Origin of the sequence: Thermophilibacter gallinarum, from assembly GCF_014982725.1 — a bacterium.
GTDB classification, from domain to species: domain Bacteria; phylum Actinomycetota; class Coriobacteriia; order Coriobacteriales; family Atopobiaceae; genus Thermophilibacter; species Thermophilibacter gallinarum.
In genome coordinates this window covers 292,516-310,373 of the sequence record NZ_JADCJZ010000003.1, presented here as the reverse complement: position 1 = coordinate 310,373, position 17,858 = coordinate 292,516, and the positions used below count along the sequence as shown (strand labels likewise).

Below are 17,858 nucleotides of genomic sequence, written 5' to 3'. Positions count from 1 at the left end.
CTACCATGCGCCGCGTCGGCCCTCAAACGTCGAGAAGGGCCGTCGCATTGTCTACGGAGACTCTGCGCACTTCCTCCGGGTCGATGCCGCGTGCGGCGGCCGCCGCGTCAAGGGCCCGCCCCAGAGAGACCGCAAGGGCGGGGACGTCGGTGCGGGCGTGCTCGGCCTCCGGGAGGTCCGTCTCCAGCAGCAGGCGGTCGAGGGGAAGGACCCGGGCGTACTCCCGCCCGCGCCTCGTTGCGAGCGAACGCTCGCCGAGGGAGAACCAGCAGCCGAGCCGTGCCGCGCGCCAGAGCTCGTCGGAGGAGCCGGAGAACCAGTGGAGGATGCAGCGGCAGCGTTCGGCGGCGCCGGTGCGTTCGAGCACATCGAGGGCGGCGTCGGTGGCGCGCACCGCGTGGATGGAGAGCACCTTGGGCGCCTCGGGGCCGCTCGCCTCCGCGCACGCGGCGCATATGCGCTCGAACGCCGCCACCTGCGCATCCCACGTCCCCGCATGGCGCTGGGAGGCGTCGAGCCCGACCTCCCCGACGAAGCGCGTCTCGGTAAGGGCTTCGACCAGCGCCTCGGCGTCATTCGGGTCGCGGACCCACCAGGGGTGCAGCCCGGCGGCGAGCCGCACGTTCTTCTCGCTCGCCAAGACGCCCTGCTGTGAGCGGAACTCCGCCGGTGTCACCGTGACAGCGAGGAGTGCGAGACCCGCCTCCGCCGCCGCGCGCGCAACGTCTGCAGGTGCGGCAAACCATCCCAGGTGGCAGTGCGCGTCGACCAGATTCCAGTTTCGCGAGTTCATGTCGGGGCATCCTCCTGCCAAAACGGGCCTTCGTGCAACATTGACGCCTTCCCAGAACCAAAACGCGCCCTCGTGCAACACGAATTTACCCCGCGGGGCCGCCCCCGTACGCCCCGAACCGGAGATGCCCAGTTGACGAAATCAAAAACGAAACATAATTCAGCATCAGGGCAAAATGGACGTTGCACGAGCGCCGGTTTTGGTTTCGGCTCGAGGGAAATGTAGCACGAACTGACATTTTGCGAAGCCCGTCCCCGATGTCGAGGACTGGCCTCGGAGCGCCTGCCCCGTGCTATCCTGTTGGACTGATATGCACGCGACCGGGAGAGGAATGCCCCGTGGAAGAGATGCCCAAGAACTACGACCCCCAGACCGCCGAGCCCGAGCTCATCGAGCGCTGGATGAGCGCCGGCTGCTACCAGCGCTCCAAGGGGGTGGGGGACTGCACCGTCGTCATCCCGCCGCCCAACGTGACGGGCATCCTGCACATGGGCCACGCGATGGACGACTCCATCCAGGACACCTACGTTCGCTACAGTCGCATGCGCGGCCGCTCCACGCGCTGGATCCTGGGCACGGACCACGCGGGCATCGCCACGCAGACCAAGGTTGACAAGAAGCTCAAGAGCGAGGGCGTCTCCCGTCTGGAGATTGGGCGCGAGAACTTCCTCGACGCCTGCTGGGACTGGACGCGCGAGTACGGCGGCACGATCGTCTCCCAGATCAAGCGCATGGGCTGCTCGATCGACTTCTCCGACGAGAAGTTCACGATGAGCCCCGAGTTCAGCCGCGCCGTGCGCAAGGTCTTCTGCGACTGGTACCACGACGGCCTCATCTACCGCGGCAAGCGCATCGTCAACTGGTGCCCGAGCTGCTGTACCGCCATCTCCGACGACGAGGCCGAGTACCAGGACGAGAAGGGCCACCTCTGGTACCTCCAGTACCCGCTCGTTGAGCCCGTCGACGGCATCGATCACATCACCGTGGCCACCACGCGCCCCGAGACCATGCTCGGCGACACGGGCGTGGCCGTCTCCCCGCAGGACCCCGAGAAGGCCAAGCTCGTGGGCAAGATGGTGCGTCTGCCCATCGTGGACCGCGAGATTCCGATCTTCTCCGACTGGCACGTCGACGCCGGCTTTGGCACGGGCTTCGTCAAGGTCACGCCCGCGCACGACCCCAACGACTACGCGATGGGCCAGGCGCACGACCTCGAGCAGATCAACATCTTCGACGAGCATGCCGTCGTGGTGGACGGCTACGGCGAGTTCTCCGGCATGAACCGTGACCAGTGCCGCGAGGCCGTGGTCGCGTGGTTCGAGGAGCACGGCCTCCTCGAGAAGGTCGAGGAGCTCGACCACTCCGTCATGCACTGCTACCGCTGCAACACCGCGCTCGAGCCCTGGCTCTCCGAGCAGTGGTTCGTCGCCGTTGACAAGCTCAAGGAGCGCGCCACGCAGGTCGTGCGCGACGGCGAGGTCAAGTTCCACCCCGAGCGCTGGACCCAGACCTACCTCACCTGGATGGACAACCTCAAGGACTGGTGCATCAGCCGCCAGCTCTGGTGGGGCCACCGCATCCCGGTCTTCTACTGCGAGGACTGCGGCTGGGAGGACGCCCTCATGGAGGACACGGACGTCTGCCCCAAGTGCGGCGGCCACCACGTCCACCAGGACGAGGACGTGCTCGACACGTGGTTCTCGAGCCAGCTGTGGACCTTCGCCACGCAGGGCTGGCCGGACGACACCTCCGAGCTCGCAGAGCACCACCCCACCAAGGTCCTCGTGACCGCGCGCGACATCATTGCGCTCTGGGTGGCGCGCATGATCATGAGCTCGCTCTACTTCACCGATGAGGTGCCCTTCCACGACGTCTACATCTACGCCACGATCCTGGCTAAGGACGGCAGCCGCATGTCCAAGTCCAAGGGCAACGGCGTGGACCCGATGGAGCTCATGGAGAAGTACGGTGCCGACGCCATGCGCTACAACCTCCTCACGCTCATCACCAACAACCAGGACGTCAAGTTCGACGCCAACATCGACAAGAAGACGCACAAGCTCATCGACAGCCCGCGCACCGAGCAGGCCCGTGGCTTCGTGACCAAGATCTGGAACGCGAGCCGCTTCGTCCAGATGAACCTCGAGGGCTACGAGCCGGGCGCTCCGGCCGCCGTCACGCCCGAGGACGCGTGGATGCTGTCGCGCCTTGCCCGCGCCGTCGCGCACGCCACCGAGCAGCTGGAGACCTACGCCTTCGGCGACTACGCGCGCGAGATCCAGAGCTTCTTCTGGGGCGACGTCTGCGACTGGTACATCGAGCTCTGCAAGAACCGCCTGCTCGACGGCGCGCCCGCCGAGCGCTTGCAGGTCCAGCGCAACCTCGTCTTCGTGCTGGACACCTGCATGCGCCTCCTGCACCCGGTGATGCCGTTCGTGACCGAGAGCGTCTGGGACAAGCTGCCCGCGTCCGGCCTGGACGACCACTCCGCCGAGTTCCTGATGGTGGCCGCGTGGCCGGAGCCCGAGTGCTTCGCCGGGTTCGTGAACGAGAAGGCCGAGAAGGACTTCGAGCTCGCCAAGCGCGTCATCTCCTGCGTGCGGTCCACGCGCGCCCGCTACCGCCTCTCGCCGCGCGCCGAGCTCGACGTCTGCGTGCGCTGCGGCACCGAGGACGCGGCGGTTCTCGCCGGCCAGGAGGGCTTCGTGCGCTCCGTGGGCCACGTGGGGGCGTTCGTTGCCGCCGACGACGCCCAGAAGCCCGAGGGCTGCGTCTCCGTGGCCGACGGCTCGCTCGAGATCTTCGTTCACGTTGGAGACCTCGTCGACCTTGCCGCCGAGTCCGCGCGCCTTGCCAAGGAGCTCGCCAAGGCCGAGAAGGACCTCGCGGGCGTGGAGCGCACGCTTTCCAACGAGGGCTTCGTCGCCAAGGCGGCGCCCGAGGTCATCGAGAAGAAGCGCGCCCAGGCCGCCGAGCTCACTGCCACTATCGAGCAGCTGAAGGCTCAGATATCTGACTTCGCGTAGGCTCTTACGCACCTGACGGCCCGCCGGTACTTCTCGCCAGCTCATTGGGCTTCGCCCAAAAGTCGCTGGCCGAGAAGTGTCGGCGGGCCTTTCCGTTACGATTCTCGCAAAGGGGGAGAACGTGAACTCGCTGGAGAACCAGGCCGAATCGTATACGGAAGTGAACGCGCAGGTTGTGGATGCGTGGGTGGCTGATGGGTGGGAGTGGGGGACACCCATCTCGCACGAGCGTTACCTGGCGGCGCTTGCTGGCGACTGGTCGATGGTGCTCACGCCGACGCGGGTGGTGCCGCGTGAGTGGTTCTTCGAGGAGATGCGCGGAAAGCGCGTGCTCGGCCTGGCCTCCGGCGGTGGCCAGCAGATGCCGATCTTTGCTGCTATGGGCTGTGAGTGTTCCGTGCTCGACTACTCGGAGGCGCAGATCGCGTCCGAGGTCATGGTCGCCGAGCGCGAGGGCTACGAGATTCGTGCGGTGCGTGCGGACATGACGCGTCCGTTGCCGTTCGACGACGGCGCCTTCGACCTCATCTTCCATCCGGTCTCCAACTGCTACGTCGAGGAGGTGCTCCCCATCTGGCGCGAGTGCTTCCGCGTGCTGGCGCCGGGAGGCCGTCTGCTCGCCGGGCTGGACAACGGATTCAACTACGTCGTGGACGACGACGAGAAGTGCGTCGTGCGCGGCCTGCCGTTCAACCCGCTCCGCGACCCCTCACTCATTCCCGAGAAGGACCTACCGGAGTGGGGCGTCCAGTTCTCGCACACGCTGGACGAGCAGATTCGCGGGCAGATCAAGGCAGGCTTTCGGATTCTGGACCTCTACGAGGACACGAACGGCGCCGGCCGTCTCCACGAGCTGGGCATCCCCACGTTCTGGGCCACCTGCGCTGAGAAGCCCACGGCCTGATGTGCAACAACTCGACTTTCTTAAGCGGCACTCTACCTGCAGAAACTTAAGAAATAGCAGGTAGATGACCTGTTTCTGGCGCTTAGAAATTCGCGGTCGTTGTAGGCCGCCGCTCGCGCGCCCCGGCATCCGGACGATGCACGCGAGCGGGAAGACGAGCGCCGCGCTCACGGAGATGACTGAGGCCGGCAGCGGCTTGGCGATGCCGTTCATGTAGCTCTGCGTGGCGAAGGAGAGCCAGCGGAAGAGGTACGTGATGGTGAAGAGGCCAAGCGCGCCGCGCGAAAGGGCGAGCACCTCGCCCGCGGCGTCAGGCATGAAGAGGGCGATGAGCGCGCCCGGGAAGAGCGCGACCACCGCCACCGCCACGGTGCCGATGGCCGCTGCGGCGGCAAAGCAGCGCTTCTCGAGCGCACGGACGCGGCCGTAGCGGCGGGCGCCCCAGTTGTAGCTCACGGCGGGCGGCAGAAGGCGAGGGTCGCGCGCCGCATCACAAAGGGGACAAGCTCCGGGACAAGGCAGAACAGGATGGCGAGGCTGCAGGCGAGCCCGGCCGCCCAGATGCCCCAGCCCAGCACGCCGAGGAAGAGCACCTCAAACACGAGCGCGAGCGCGGACATGAGCACGCAGAGTGCCATGTTGGCCTTGAGGTAGCCCGAGATGCGCATGTAGTTGTCCATGGCGTAGAAGGGCGTCGTGGGCGGGGACCAGAGCGCGTAGACGCGCAGGTAGCTCACGGCGAGCTCCGCGAGCTCTCCGGTGGCGCCCATGAGTGACATGATGGTCGGCGCCGTGGCGAAGAGCGCCGCCCCCAGCGCGATGCCGAGCCCCACGATGAGCAGGACGGAGCAGCTGAAGGCGTTGTTAGCCTGCCGGCGCTCTCCGCGCCCGAGCAGAAGCGTGATCACGACCGACGACCCCACGCCGATGAGGTCCGACACGGCAAAGTTGATGACCACGAACGGCATGGCGAGGTTCGAGTCGCTTGAGCGCGGAGTTGATGGTCTGCGGGGGATAGTGCCGGTCCGCACAGATGGCCGCCTGGGTGAGGTTGTCCCCGCCAAGGCGGATTACGTACAGGAGCCACAGCGCGGCGTCCGACACGCCCGCGCGGCGCGCATAGGTGTGGTAGAGCTGCTCGAGCTCCTTGCTGGTGCGGTTGTAGGTGATGTGAATCGTGTCGCCCTACAACAACCTCGATTCTCCAAGCACCGAAAACGGCCCATCTGCCTGCGCCAATTTGCATCTTCGCAGGTAGATGGCCGCTTAGGAAATGCCGCCTGTTGCATGTTGCGGCGTCAACCTGACCCGTGATGTGCGGTTATCATCCTGCATGTGATGAGGGGGCGACATGCGAGGAGGAGCCATGAACTACCGCAAGCTGGGCAACACGGGGCTCGAGGTGAGCGAGATCGGCTTTGGCGGCGAGTGGATGGACCGTTCTCCCGAGGAGACGCTTGCGGTGGTGCGCGCCGCGGAGGAGGCGGGCATCAACATCCTCGACTGCTGGATGAACGACGCCACGCGCCGCTCCAACCTGGGTGACGCGCTCCGGGAGCTCGACAGCCGCGAGCGCTGGGTCATCCAGGGGCACCTGGGGTCGGTCACGGTTGACGGGCAGTACACGCGCACGCGCGACCTCGACCTGGTGAGGCCGGCCTTCGAGGATCTTCTCGAGCGCTTTCACACCGACTACGTCGACTTGGGCATGATCCACTACGTGGACAAGGTTGAGGAGTACGAGCGGATCGTTCTGGGCGACAGCCCCTTCATGCGCTACGTGCGCGAGCTGCACGCGGCGGGCACCATCCGCCACATCGGCCTCTCCACACACAACACCGAGGTGGCGCGACGCGTCGCCGAGAACCCCGAGATCGAGACGATGCTCTTCTCGGTGAACCCGGCCTTTGACATGATGCCCGCGACCGAGAACCTCGACGACCTCTTTGGCGACTACACGGGCGTGGGGGAGGGCGGCATCAGCGCCGACCGCGCCGAGCTCTACGCGCGCGCCGAGGAGACGGGCACGGGCATCACCGTCATGAAGGGGTACGCCGGCGGCCGTCTGCTCGACGCGGCGACCTCACCCTTCGGCGTGGCGCTCACGCCCGTGCAGTGCATCCACTACGCGCTCACGCGCCCGGCGGTAGCGAGCATCATGGTGGGCTTCTCCACGCCCGCGCACGTGGTCGAGGCCGTTGCCTACGAGACCGCCTCTGCCGAGGAGCGCGACTATGCGAGCGCGCTCGCCGGGGCGCCGCGCCACGCCTACCTGGGTCAGTGCACCTACTGCGGCCACTGCGCGCCGTGCCCCAAGGGCATCGACATCCCCACGGTCAACAAGTTCTACGACCTCGCCGCCCTGCACGACGAGGTGCCCGATTCTGTGCGCGACCACTATCGCGCGCTCGATGCCCATGCGGGGGATTGCATCGCCTGCCACGCGTGCGAGGGCCGCTGTCCCTTTGGCGTGAAGGTTGCCGACAAGATGGCCGCGGCTGCGGGGCTCTTCGGGCTCTAGCGAGAGGCGCAACGAGTGCGCGCGGGGAGGGGCTCAGCGAGAGAGCCGTGGTAGCACGCGCTCGATGAGCTCAGAGCCCTTGCCCTGCCCGTCCGTGCGATACACAAGATAGAACGTCGCGCGGGCGCTGGCGTCGCTGAGCGGGACCGCGACGCGGGCAACGTTTTCGGTCTGATGCGATGTATACGGCGTTGCCGCCTCGGTGCTAAACGCGAGAGCATCGCTCGTGGAGAGCAGAATCTCAAACATCGAGCGATCCTCCTGCCAGAGGAATGTCGCATGCGGCAGCTCGCGCTCGACGATGCTGCGCCAGAAGCCGATGTTGGTGTATATGAGGAAGGTCTCGCCGTCGATGTCGCAAAAGCGCAGCGTCTGTTTGCTCGCGAGCGGGTGCGTGCGCGGCAGGAGCGCCGAGAGGCTCTCGGTCATGATGGGCTGCGAGATAAAGCCGGGGAGCACGAGCGGGTTGAGCGTGATGGTGGCATCGAGCGTGTCCTCCATAAGTCCGCGGCGCAGATGCTGTCATCAAGGGATTCCGAAGCGACGATGGTGCCGGGCGTTGTCTCTACCACGAGCTGCGTGACGCGCCAGAGCGGGGCTGGAGCGCAGGTGCCGATCCTCAGCGTGCGTCGGCGCGTCTCGAGCGAGGACAGTTCGTCTCGCATGCGCCGATAAGTGCGGAGCAGGTCGTCGGCGTAGTCTGCCGCGATGCAGCCCGCCTCGGTGAGCGCCGACCTGTTCGCGGTGCGGCGCAACAGGCCGCAGCCAAGCTCGTCCTCAAGCCGCCGGATGGAGCGGCTGAGCGCAGGCTGGGACATATGGAGCTCGGCGACGGCGCGGGATATGGATCCCGTTCGTGCGACGCAGGCGGACAGGGGACGCTTTGTTGGGAGCATCGATGCTGCCGGCAGAGCGCCCCTTTCCGGAACGTGTGAATTGTTTGAGCTACACGCGCACCACGTAGCCCTCCTTGCGCGGGGCGGCGGCGGGCTCGGGGCCGTCGGCGTAGCCGAGCGCGATGGCGCCCACACCGCGCAGCGCCTCGGGCAGGCCCCACTCCTTGAGGAGCGCCTTGCCCTCCTCGCTGTCGAAGATCTCGCGCTCGCGATGGATCCAGCAGCTGGAGAGGCCCACGGCGTGCGCCGCGAGCATGAGGTTCTCGAGCACGCAGGAGCCGTCCTCCACGAAGGTGCCGCGTCCGCCGTCGGCGAGCACCACCACGATGGCCGGCGCGCCGTAGTACGGGTCGGTTTCCTTGCCCATGACGGCGGCGTTGAGCGCGCGCAGGCGCTCGCGGGTCTCGGGGCTCGTCACGGCCACGATCACCGGCGATTGGTGCCCGCCGCCCGTGGGCGCGTAGGTGCCCGCCTCAAGCACGGTGTCGAGCAGCTCTTGGGGGACGGGGTCCGCCTTGTAGCTGCGCACGCTCCTGCGCGTCTTGATGAGGTCGATGAGATCGCTTGCCATACGCTGCCCTTTCTCTCGCCGGAAACCGCGATATAGAAAAACCGCCCATCTGCCCAAGGGCAGGTGAGCGGCGAAAAGATGATGGCGGCATCCGGAAAAATCCGCTGGGATTTTCGAGCCCCATTATGGGCACTCCCCACGCCGTGTCAAGCGTCGACAAGGACTTCTCGCCGTCGCTTGACTTCTGCAGGCAAGGCCCGTACAGTCAGTTTGTCTAAAATCGTGTGGACTTTTCTGGGCGCAAGCCACCTTTTTGCCGCACAACGGAGCTCCGGTTGTGCGGCTTTTTCGTACACATCGACCATATGGCGGTGCGGACGGCCTTCCTCCGAGAGCTCGAGGCGTAACGAGCCGAAGCCCCGTGTTGCGGGGCGAGAGGAGGGGCAGGCATGGAAAACGTGATCGATCGGCCGATGCCGTCTGCGGGGATGGCGCCCTCGGGACGCCGCCGGGCGGTGGCGGCGCTCCAGGTGTTCGCGGGCGGCGCCTGCTACGGGGCGATGGCGACCACCTACAAGCTCGCCTACGCGGCGGGCATCACCTCCGCGCAGGTGGTGGCGAGCCAGGCGTGGTTCGGCTTCCTGTTCTTCGGGCTCGCGGTGCTTCTCGGCCGTCTGCGCGGTGGGCGCTGGCAGCGTCTTTCTGGCAAGCAGGCGCTCGAACTCATGGGGCTCGGCGCCCTCACCTGCACCACTTCCATCCTGTACTGCTACGCCATGAGCGTGCTGCCCGCACCGGTGGCGCTCACGCTGCTCTTCCAGTTCACGTGGATGGGGCTCGTCTGGCAGACCATCGCGACGCGTCGGCCCCCGCGCCCCGTGGAGGTCGCCTCGGCGGCGGTCATCGTGCTCGGCACCGTGTTCGCGAGCGGCGTCTACAGGACGGGGCTTGCGGGCTACGACCCGGTGGCCCTCCTCTGCGCGCTCGCCGCCGCCGTGACCTGCTCGCTCTTCGTGACGCTCTCCGGCAAGGTGAAGGCTCCCTGCTCCAACGAGCAGCGCGGCCTCTTCGTGTGCCTGGGGGCGGGCGTCATGTCGCTCACCGCATGCCCGGACTACCTGGTGTCAGGCGTCGTCTTCCAGGGCATCCTGCCCTTTGCCGCGGTCGCGGGCTTCTTCGGCCTCATGTGCCCGGTGCTGCTCTTTGGCCTGGGGTCGCCGCACCTGCCCGCCGGCCTCTCCACCGTCATGGCCGCGGCGGAGCTCCCCGCAGGTCTTCTCATCGCCATGGTCGTGCTCGGTGAGCCGCTCGGCGTCGTCGAGTGGCTGGGCGTGGCGGTGATTCTCGCGGGCGTGTGCCTTGCTCAAGTGCCGTCGCTTTTCGCGCGACATGCCCACAGCGATTAAACTAGTGCGCGGGTACGCTGCATGAAAGGGAGGGCAATGGGTGCCGAAACAACGAAACCCTTCGCGAATTGCGAGGATGTCCTAGCGTGTCCTGTCTGCGGGGAGCCGCTGAGCTTGTCCGGGACGTCCTTGCGTTGCGTACGCAACCATTGCTTCGATTTGGGTCGCCAGGGGTACGTTAACCTGCTTGCGCATCACAAGGCGGCGGGACCGTATGATCGGGACTCGTTTCTCAGCCGACGCGCGGTCTTTTCAAGCGGGCTGTACGATGCGCTCGCTGCCGAGCTGTGCGACATCATGGTTTCACTCGACATCGAGGGCGTCGTTGTCGATGCGGGCTGCGGCGAGGGTTTCTTCTCGAGCCGTTTGGCGGAGCGTTTCGTGCCGCCGATCCGGCTCTTCTCGTGTGATATCTCCAAAGATGCCGTTCGCCTCGCCGCAGGTGCGGACCGCGAGGGCTCCGTTGCATGGCTCGTGGCAGACTTAGCCGCGATTCCCCTGCGCGACCACTGTGCGAGCTGCGTCCTCAACATCTTCTCGCCGGCAAACTATGGGGAATTCCAGCGTGCGCTCAAGCCCGGCGGCTTTCTCATCAAGGTGGTGCCGACCCCAAACCACTTTCGTGAGATTCGTGAGCGGGTCAGCGACAAGGCGCCTGAGCGAGGAGATTACTCAAACGAGCGGGTGATCCGGCACCTCTCCGATATTTGCGGGATACGGGAGAGGCGCGTGGTAACCTCCACGATCCGCATGACGCAAGAGCAGCTCGCCGCAGCGGTTGAGATGTCACCGATCATGTTTGGGATCGACGGCTCGACTCTCGACTGGACGTCAGTCGATACGCTCACCATGGAGGCGGAGATCCTGGTGGGGACGTTTGATCAAGCCGCCCGCCTCTAGGCGGATGCAGGCTCGGCGAGCACCGTGCCTTCGGGGAAGGCGCGGCGAAAGACCCAGCGCGAGACGGGACCCGCGACAAGCAGGTTCCACGGCAGCGCGGCGATGAAATTCCACGGGATATTGGCGATCCACGTGGGCAGGATCATGGCGGGATCGCCCGCGTGCGTGAATGCCTCGAGCGCGCCGTAGAGCGACATGAAGAGCACCATGGGAAAGACCATCATCGTGCTGATGGCCAGCGCGATCGCAAGGCGGCCGCTCTTGCCGGGAGTCACCAGGAAGCGGAACGCAAACCACTTGGCAAACCGGCTGGCGAGAAGAACGTCCAGCAGCATCGCCACCACGTAGGCCGGCGGGAAGCCGAGCCATGCGTCGGCGAGTGTGGGAAGGCCGAGCTCCCAGTCGTTCACGCGGGCGACGTTGTAGCAGGACATCCAGAGCACCATGCAGAAGCACATGATGACGGTGAAGATGAGGCTCTCGCGCTTGTTGGTGGGCATGGGAGGGTAGACCTTTCTCGACGGGACCCGCGATGGCGGGCGAATGCGAGGAGCTGCCCTACCAACTTTCCACGTCGCGCGTAAGCGGTGATTTTGTGGCGGACGCCCCTGCGCGACAGATGCCCCGGAGGGTTCTGTCGCACGCGGCTTGCGTCACGCCCACCCCAGAAGGTCGCGAATCACGCGGCTGGCGAGCATCTGGCCCATGATGGGGGGCAGGTAGCTCATCGTGCCCAGGAGCGACCCCTCGCGCAGCCACTGCTCGTCTGAGATGCGCTCCATGCGGACCGGCTTCTCGTCCGAGAAGAGCACGCGCAGGCCGCGGATGCCTCGGCGGCGGCACTCCTTTCGCATGACGCGCGCGAGCGGGCAGTTGACGGTGTCCTCGATGGCGGCGAAGCGCAGGCGGCAGGGGTCGAGCTTGTTGGCGCCGCCCATCGCGGAGAGCTCGGGGACGCCGCGCTCCTGGCACCAGGCGGCCAGGCGCAGCTTTTGCGCCACGGTGTCGATGGCGTCCACCACGTAGTCGAGGTGGCCGAGGGCGTCCATCTGCTCGGGCAGGGCGTCCTTGTCGAGGAACGCAGTCACGGCGGTGACGTCCGCCTCGGGGTTGATGTCGAGCGCCATGGCGCGCATGACCTCGGCCTTGGGGCGGCCGATGGTGCTCGTGAACGCGAGCGCCTGGCGGTTGAGGTTGCTCGGCGCCACCACGTCGCGGTCCAGGAGTACGAGGTGTCCCACGCCGCCTCGGACCAGCGCCTCCGCGCAGGAGGATCCCACGCCGCCGAGACCGATCACGGCCACGTGGGCCTCGCCCAGCCGCGCCAGCCCCTCGTCGCCGATGACGAGCCTCAGCCTGTCCGTAGCCGTCTCTGCCACGCCACCCTCCTCTGCAATTTGGGGACGGGTTTATTCTTGCAGCTTTTCTGGGACGGGTCCAACCAGCGGGGCGTCGCGCCGGCTTCAGGCCCGTCCCAAACGAGCAGCGCGTTTGAACCCGTCCCAAAAAAGCGTTACCGGTTTGCGACGGGTCGGCCAGAGGCTGCTTTGCTCTGCTAAAGTGCGGCGCAACGAGGGAGGTCAGTATGCACAGAGAGTTTCTGATGGGCAACGAGGCCATGGCCGTGGGCGCGCTCGCCGCGGGCGTGAACGTGGTGGCCGGCTACCCGGGCACGCCGTCGACCGAGGTCCTTGAGGCCGTGGCAGGGCGTCGCGGCGAGGGCGTCTACGTGGAGTGGTCCGTGAACGAGAAGGCGGCGCTCGAGGTGGCGGCCGGCGCGGCCTATGCCGGGGCCCGAGCGCTCGTGACGATGAAGCAGGTGGGCCTGAACGTCGCCTCCGACCCGCTCATGAGCCTCTCCTACATCGGTGTCAAGGGCGGTCTGGTGGTCCTCGTGGCCGACGACCCCGGTCCCATCTCGTCCCAGACCGAGCAGGACACGCGCACCTTTGCCGCCTACGCCAAGCTGCCGATCCTCGACCCCTCCAGCCCGAGCGAGGCCTACCAGATGATGGGGGAGGCCTTCGACCTCTCCGAGGAGCTGGGCTGCCCCGTGATCGTGCGGCCCACCACGCGCGTGGACCACGGCTACGAGGACGTCGAGGTGGCGGACCCGGATGTGTGGGAGCGCCGCGAGCCCGAGGGCTTTGTGCGCGACCCGTCCCGCTGGGTCATCTTCCCCGCGCTCTCCGTGCGCGCCCACGCCGCCATCGAGGCGCGCGACGCGGAGCTCGCGACGCGTCTCTCCGGCTACGCGAGAAACACCGTGACGCAGACGGCGGGGCCCGCCGCGCGCCCGCGCCTCGGCGTCGCCACGCATGGCATCAGCGCGACCTACGTCGCGGAGAACCTGGGCGAGGGGGACGACGTCCGCGTTCTGCGCGTGGCCACGCCGTATCCCTTCCCGGAAGACCTCGCCGCCGCGTTTCTCGACGGCCTTGACGAGGTCCTCTGCGTGGAGGAGCTCGACCCCGTGATCGAGCGCGCCCTGGTGGCGACCTGCGGCCGCCGCGGCCTGCGAGTCAAAATCCGCGGAAAGCTTACCGGCGACATCCAGCCGTCGGGAGAGAATACCGTCGAGTCAGTCGGCCGCGCGCTGGACCGGTTCCTGGGACGAGAGCCGGAGGGTTCTTCTCCGCGCGCAGTTCCGCATGAGCCGGAGGCGCCAGTGGCGCCTCCGTGCGAAGAGGACTGTTTGAGCACGGAGAAGAACCCTCCGGCGCCTCCCACGCTCCCAATCCGTCCCCCCGTCCTCTGCGCCGGCTGCCCGCACCGCGCGAGCTTCTATGCCGTCAAGCGCGCCATGCGCGGCCGCAAGACGCTCTTCTGCGGCGACATTGGCTGCTACACGCTCGGCAACGCCAAGCCGCTCGACATGGTGGACACGTGCCTGTGCATGGGCGCGGGCATCAACATCGCGCAGGGCGTGACGCACGTCGAGCCGGACACCGCTGCCTTCGCCTTCGTCGGCGACTCCACCTTCTTCGCCTCCGGCATCACCGGCGTGGTGAACGCCTTCTACAACCAGGCCAACATGACGCTCGTCGTGCTCGACAACTCCACCACCGCCATGACCGGCCATCAGCCGCACCCCGGCACGGGCCGCACGATGATGGGACAGGTTGTGGAGAAGGTGAGCATCGAGCGCGTCCTTCTCGCCATCGGACTCACCACCGTGGAGACCGTGGACCCGCTCGACCACGAGCGCGCCGTCGAGACCGTCCGTCGCGTCGCCGACGAGCCGGGCGTCAAGGCGATCATCTTCCGGAGTCCGTGCGTGGTTCTCGCCAAGCCGCAGACCACAAGCGCGGTGGATGCCGAGAAGTGCGTCGGCTGCCAGCGCTGCGTGCGCGAGCTGGGCTGCCCCGCCCTCGTGCCGGACGCCACGACGGGCAAGGTGCGCATCGACGCCGCTCAGTGCACCGGCTGCACGCTCTGCGAGCAGATCTGTCCCACGCACGCCATCACGGGAGGTGAGCGCCTGTGAGCACGAACGTCATTCTCGCCGGCGTGGGCGGACAGGGCGCCGTCCTTGCCTCCAAGCTCCTCGCCCGTGCCGCGATGGAGCGCGGCCTTCCCGTCAAGACCGCCGAGACGATCGGCATGGCGCAGCGGGGCGGCTCCGTCTTCAGCCACGTGCGCATCGGCGCCGGCGCGCACTCGCCCCTCATCGGACGCGGCCGTGCCGATGCGATCGTGGCCTTCGAGCCCGCCGAGGCCGCGCGCCAGCTTCCGTTTCTGCGCGCGCACGGCATGGTTGTCACGAGCGACGCGCCCGTGGTGCCGGTCTCGGCGGCAACGGGCGGCCCGGCCTACGACCTGCCCGCCATCATGTCCTACCTGCGCTCTGCGGTGGGCGAGAAGAACCTCGTGGTCGTGGACGCCGCCGCTGCCGAGCGCACGCTCGGCACGGCCAAGGCGCTGAACGTGGTCCTTCTCGGCGCCGCCGCCCGCGCGGGCGCTCTTGGCCCCGTCACCGCGGACGACCTCGCCGACGCCGTGCGCGCGACAGTGCGGCCGGCATTCGTCGAGCTCGACCTTGCCGCCCTCAACCTTTAGGAGGCATCCCATGCGCATCAGCCCTTCGCAGCTCAAGCTCGTGAACGAGCAGGTCCAGCGTCTCGTGGCATCTGGCAACTACTTCGGTCGACGCCTCCAGGAGGCGGGCGTCACCGAGGTCCTCACCGAGGAGGACTTTCTCGCGCTGCCGTTCTCCGAGAAGGAGGACCTCCGCAACTGCTACCCGCTCGGCGTCTCCGCCGTGGACGAGCGAGAGATCGTGCGCATCCACTCAAGCTCCGGCACCACGGGCACGCCGGTCATCATTCCTTATACCGCGAAGGACGTCGACGACTGGGCGGAGCAGTTCAAGCGCTGCTACGAGGTGGCGGGCATCACGGCCGACGACCGCATCCAGATCACGCCCGGCTACGGCCTCTGGACCGCGGGCATCGGCTTCCAGGCAGGCGCCGAGAAGCTCGGCGCGATGGTCGTGCCGATGGGCCCCGGCAACACCGAGAAGCAGCTCCAGTTCATGGTCGACCTGCAGTCCACGGTCATCGGTGCCACCTCGAGCTACGCGCTGCTGCTCGCCGAGGAGGTCGAGAAGCGCGGCATGCGCGACCGGATCGCCCTCACCAAGGGCGTCATCGGCTCCGAGCGCTGGGGCGAGAAGATGCGCGACCGCGTGAAGGCGGGCCTCGGCATCCAGATCTACGACATCTACGGCCTCACCGAGGTCTACGGCCCGGGCATCGGCATCTCCTGCGACGCCGAGGACGGCATGCACTACTGGGACGACTTCCTCTACATCGAGATCGTCGACCCCGCCACGGGCGAGCCGCTGCCGGACGGGGAGTGGGGCGAGATCGTCATCACCACCCTCGTCAAGGAGGGCGCGCCGCTCATCCGCTTCCGCACCCACGACCTCTCCCGCATCATCCCGGGCGCATGCCCCTGCGGCAGCCTCTTCCCCCGCATCGACGCGCTCCAGGGCCGCTCCGACGACATGGTCAAGATCCACGGCGTCAACGTGTTCCCGCGCCAGATCGAGGAGATCCTCCAGACGTTCCCGGCGCTCTCGAGCGAGTACCAGATCCGCCTCTCGCACCTCGAGGGCCGCGACACCATGCGCATCTACGTCGAGACCGACGGAACCCAGGACTTCCTGGACACCGCCGACGCCGTGGCGTCCGAGGTCAAGCGCCGCATCGGGTTCACGCCGCTGGTCAAGGTCGTTGAGCTGGGCGTCCTTCCGAGAAGCGAGAAGAAGACCCGCCGCGTCTTCGACGAGCGCTACGAGTAGGCCCCGCTCCTGGGCGTCCCCCGGGGTTTCTCCTCGGGTTGAAGGCCGCCCCTCCAATATGAAGGATTTGTAAACCGCTCACGCCGCCCATCCGACCGTCGGTCGATGAGCGCCGCGCTCCGTCCCCGGCGTCCCGAGGGCGGGTGTTAACGTACTCATAAGTTAAGGGCGCGCGGATGGCCGTGCGCCCGGGGAAACGGGGAAAGGAAACCTACCATGGATCTGACTCGTCGCAACTTCGTGAAGGTGTGCGGCCTCGGTCTCGCGGGTGCCGGCTCTGTCGCGCTCGTCGGCTGCGGTGGCGAGACCGCCGAGGAGCCCGCTGAGGAGGGCGGCGACTCCGCTGCCACCGGCAACGCTGCCAAGCCCGTCATCTTCTTCAACCGTCAGCCGTCCAACTCCACCACGGGCGAGCTCGACATGGACACCCTGAACTTCAACGAGAACACCTACTACGTCGGCTTCGACGCCACGCAGGGCGGCGACCTCCAGGGCGAGATGGTTCTTGACTACATCAAGAAGAACGCCGCCTCGCTCGACCGCAACGGCGACGGCATCATCGGCTACGTCCTCGCCGTCGGTGACATCGGTCACAACGACTCCATCGCCCGTACCCGCGGCACCCGCAAGGCCCTCGGCACCGCTGTCGAGAAGGACGGCAACATCGTCTCCGACCCCGTCGGCACCAACACCGACGGCTCCTCCGACCTCGTCGTCGACGGCAAGGTCACCGCTGATGACGGCAAGGAGTACATCATCCGCGAGCTCGCCTCGCAGGAGATGAAGAACCAGTCCGGCGCCACCTGGGACGCCGCCACGGCGGGCAACGCCCTCCAGTCCTGGTCCTCCTCCTTCGGCGACCAGATCGACGTCATCGTCTCCAACAACGACGGCATGGGCATGTCCATGTTCAACGCCTGGTCCAAGGACAACGGCGTCCCGACCTTCGGCTACGACGCCAACTCCGACGCCGTCGCGGCCATCGCCGAGGGCTACGCGGGCACCATCTCCCAGAACCCCGCCGTCCAGGCCTACCTCACCCTGCGTCTGCTCCGCAACGTCTTTGACGGCGTCGACATCGACACCGGCATCGGCACCGAGGACGACGCCGGCAACGTCATCGCCGCCGAGGACTTTACCTACAACGCCGACCAGCGCTCCTACTACGCGATGAACATCGCCGTCACCGCGGACAACTACGAGACCTACCTCGACGCCACCACGCTCTACGCCACCGCGCAGAGCCAGCTCGACGAGTCCGCTCACCCCAACAAGAGCGTCTGGCTGAACATCTACAACGCGGCGGACAACTTCCTGTCCTCCACCTACCAGCCGCTGCTCGAGAAGTACGACGACCTCCTCAACCTCACGGTCGAGTACATCGGCGGCGACGGCCAGACCGAGGCCAACATCACCAACCGTCTCGGCAACCCCGATCAGTACGACGGCTTCGCCTTCAACATGGTGAAGACCGACAACGGCGCCTCCTACACCGCGCTGCTCGCCTAATCGGGCCTATGAGGTCATTCCGCTGACACGGAGCACACAAGGGAGGGGGGAGGTAACACTCCTCCCTCCCTGCACGTCTTTGGGCAC

General features: G+C 67.0%; 16 protein-coding genes and 1 pseudogene. 9 read left to right on the top strand and 8 right to left on the bottom strand.

The window, feature by feature from the left end; genetic code table 11:
* Nucleotides 1-22 precede the first annotated feature (22 nt).
* Entirely contained in the window at nt 23-793 is a 771-nt protein-coding gene (locus INF26_RS08130; RefSeq protein WP_193530439.1) for a TatD family hydrolase, read from the bottom strand.
* Between the two features lie 338 nt (nt 794-1,131).
* Between INF26_RS08130 and INF26_RS08125 the strand changes: the two genes are divergently transcribed.
* Nucleotides 1,132-3,819, top strand: a complete 2,688-nt coding sequence (locus INF26_RS08125) for a valine--tRNA ligase (RefSeq protein ID WP_193530438.1) — start codon at nt 1,132-1,134, stop codon at nt 3,817-3,819.
* Between the two features lie 121 nt (nt 3,820-3,940).
* Entirely contained in the window at nt 3,941-4,723 is a 783-nt protein-coding gene (locus tag INF26_RS08120) for a class I SAM-dependent methyltransferase (RefSeq protein WP_332307348.1), read from the top strand.
* Nucleotides 4,724-4,936: 213 nt separating this feature from the next.
* Here the strand turns inward: INF26_RS08120 and INF26_RS08665 are convergent.
* Both INF26_RS08665 and INF26_RS08115 read right to left on the bottom strand, forming a co-directional pair.
* Nucleotides 4,937-5,179 (bottom strand): annotated as a pseudogene (locus tag INF26_RS08665) (MATE family efflux transporter); the annotation flags it as partial.
* The gene (locus tag INF26_RS08115) at nt 5,176-5,691 is read right to left on the bottom strand and encodes an MATE family efflux transporter (protein WP_193530437.1); all 516 of its coding nucleotides are present in this window, start codon (nt 5,689-5,691) and stop codon (nt 5,176-5,178) included. The gene INF26_RS08115 and the pseudogene INF26_RS08665, both read right to left, overlap by 4 nt.
* Nucleotides 5,692-6,089: 398 nt before the next feature.
* On the opposite strand from INF26_RS08115, the gene INF26_RS08110 reads away from it, so the two are divergent.
* Complete coding sequence (locus tag INF26_RS08110; protein WP_193530436.1) at nt 6,090-7,244, top strand: aldo/keto reductase; 1,155 nt, start codon at nt 6,090-6,092, stop codon at nt 7,242-7,244.
* A gap of 33 nt (nt 7,245-7,277) precedes the next feature.
* On the opposite strand, the gene INF26_RS08105 is transcribed toward INF26_RS08110, so the two are convergent.
* The 3 genes from INF26_RS08105 to INF26_RS08095 are packed head-to-tail and all read right to left on the bottom strand — an operon-like array spanning nt 7,278 to nt 8,711.
* Nucleotides 7,278-7,760 carry a LysR substrate-binding domain-containing protein gene (locus tag INF26_RS08105; RefSeq protein WP_269747159.1) on the bottom strand — a complete coding sequence of 161 codons (483 nt, stop codon included), beginning with the start codon at nt 7,758-7,760 and terminating at the stop codon, nt 7,278-7,280.
* Nucleotides 7,670-8,140, bottom strand: a complete 471-nt coding sequence (locus tag INF26_RS08100; RefSeq protein ID WP_193530434.1) for a LysR family transcriptional regulator — start codon at nt 8,138-8,140, stop codon at nt 7,670-7,672. Before INF26_RS08100 ends, INF26_RS08105 begins: the two co-directional genes overlap by 91 nt.
* A 49-nt stretch (nt 8,141-8,189) precedes the next feature.
* Complete coding sequence (locus INF26_RS08095) at nt 8,190-8,711, bottom strand: nitroreductase family protein (RefSeq protein WP_193530433.1); 522 nt, start codon at nt 8,709-8,711, stop codon at nt 8,190-8,192.
* Between the two features lie 389 nt (nt 8,712-9,100).
* On the opposite strand from INF26_RS08095, the gene INF26_RS08090 reads away from it, so the two are divergent.
* Together INF26_RS08090 and INF26_RS08085 are read left to right on the top strand one after the other, a co-directional pair.
* Nucleotides 9,101-10,057 carry a DMT family transporter gene (locus INF26_RS08090; protein ID WP_226371967.1) on the top strand — a complete coding sequence of 319 codons (957 nt, stop codon included), beginning with the start codon at nt 9,101-9,103 and terminating at the stop codon, nt 10,055-10,057.
* A gap of 36 nt (nt 10,058-10,093) precedes the next feature.
* Entirely contained in the window at nt 10,094-10,957 is an 864-nt protein-coding gene (locus INF26_RS08085) for a putative RNA methyltransferase (RefSeq protein ID WP_193530432.1), read from the top strand.
* On the opposite strand, the gene INF26_RS08080 is transcribed toward INF26_RS08085, so the two are convergent.
* On the bottom strand, nt 10,954-11,457 hold the full coding sequence (locus tag INF26_RS08080; protein ID WP_193530431.1) for a DUF2798 domain-containing protein: 504 nt from the start codon (nt 11,455-11,457) through the stop codon (nt 10,954-10,956). The genes INF26_RS08085 and INF26_RS08080 overlap by 4 nt on opposite strands.
* A gap of 153 nt (nt 11,458-11,610) precedes the next feature.
* Nucleotides 11,611-12,336 carry a tRNA threonylcarbamoyladenosine dehydratase gene (locus INF26_RS08075; protein ID WP_193530430.1) on the bottom strand — a complete coding sequence of 242 codons (726 nt, stop codon included), beginning with the start codon at nt 12,334-12,336 and terminating at the stop codon, nt 11,611-11,613.
* 206 nt (nt 12,337-12,542) lie between these two features.
* Between INF26_RS08075 and iorA the strand changes: the two genes are divergently transcribed.
* From iorA to INF26_RS08055, 4 genes are all read left to right on the top strand, one after another.
* Nucleotides 12,543-14,444, top strand: a complete 1,902-nt coding sequence (gene iorA, locus INF26_RS08070) for an indolepyruvate ferredoxin oxidoreductase subunit alpha (protein WP_193530429.1) — start codon at nt 12,543-12,545, stop codon at nt 14,442-14,444.
* Nucleotides 14,441-15,016: an indolepyruvate oxidoreductase subunit beta gene (locus INF26_RS08065; RefSeq protein WP_193530428.1), complete on the top strand. Its 576-nt coding sequence runs from the start codon at nt 14,441-14,443 to the stop codon at nt 15,014-15,016. Before iorA ends, INF26_RS08065 begins: the two co-directional genes overlap by 4 nt.
* Before the next feature lie 10 nt (nt 15,017-15,026).
* Entirely contained in the window at nt 15,027-16,262 is a 1,236-nt protein-coding gene (locus INF26_RS08060; protein ID WP_193530427.1) for a phenylacetate--CoA ligase family protein, read from the top strand.
* Between the two features lie 216 nt (nt 16,263-16,478).
* A complete protein-coding gene (locus INF26_RS08055; protein WP_193530426.1) occupies nt 16,479-17,771 on the top strand; it encodes a substrate-binding domain-containing protein in 1,293 nt (430 codons plus the stop codon).
* Nucleotides 17,772-17,858 lie beyond the last annotated feature (87 nt).

Excerpts from the sequence above, each read along its gene's own strand:
- INF26_RS08090 (WP_226371967.1), top strand. The coding sequence starts at position 9,101 with ATGGAAAACGTGATCGATCGGCCGATGCCGTCTGCGGGGATGGCGCCC.
- INF26_RS08080 (WP_193530431.1), bottom strand. The coding sequence starts at position 11,457 with ATGCCCACCAACAAGCGCGAGAGCCTCATCTTCACCGTCATCATGTGC.
- INF26_RS08110 (WP_193530436.1), top strand. The coding sequence starts at position 6,090 with ATGAACTACCGCAAGCTGGGCAACACGGGGCTCGAGGTGAGCGAGATC.
- INF26_RS08055 (WP_193530426.1), top strand. The coding sequence starts at position 16,479 with ATGGATCTGACTCGTCGCAACTTCGTGAAGGTGTGCGGCCTCGGTCTC.
- INF26_RS08100 (WP_193530434.1), bottom strand. The coding sequence starts at position 8,140 with ATGCTCCCAACAAAGCGTCCCCTGTCCGCCTGCGTCGCACGAACGGGA.
- INF26_RS08060 (WP_193530427.1), top strand. The coding sequence starts at position 15,027 with ATGCGCATCAGCCCTTCGCAGCTCAAGCTCGTGAACGAGCAGGTCCAG.
- INF26_RS08085 (WP_193530432.1), top strand. The coding sequence starts at position 10,094 with ATGGGTGCCGAAACAACGAAACCCTTCGCGAATTGCGAGGATGTCCTA.
- iorA (WP_193530429.1), top strand. The coding sequence starts at position 12,543 with ATGCACAGAGAGTTTCTGATGGGCAACGAGGCCATGGCCGTGGGCGCG.
- INF26_RS08095 (WP_193530433.1), bottom strand. The coding sequence starts at position 8,711 with ATGGCAAGCGATCTCATCGACCTCATCAAGACGCGCAGGAGCGTGCGC.
- INF26_RS08130 (WP_193530439.1), bottom strand. The coding sequence starts at position 793 with ATGAACTCGCGAAACTGGAATCTGGTCGACGCGCACTGCCACCTGGGA.
- INF26_RS08115 (WP_193530437.1), bottom strand. The coding sequence starts at position 5,691 with ATGCCGTTCGTGGTCATCAACTTTGCCGTGTCGGACCTCATCGGCGTG.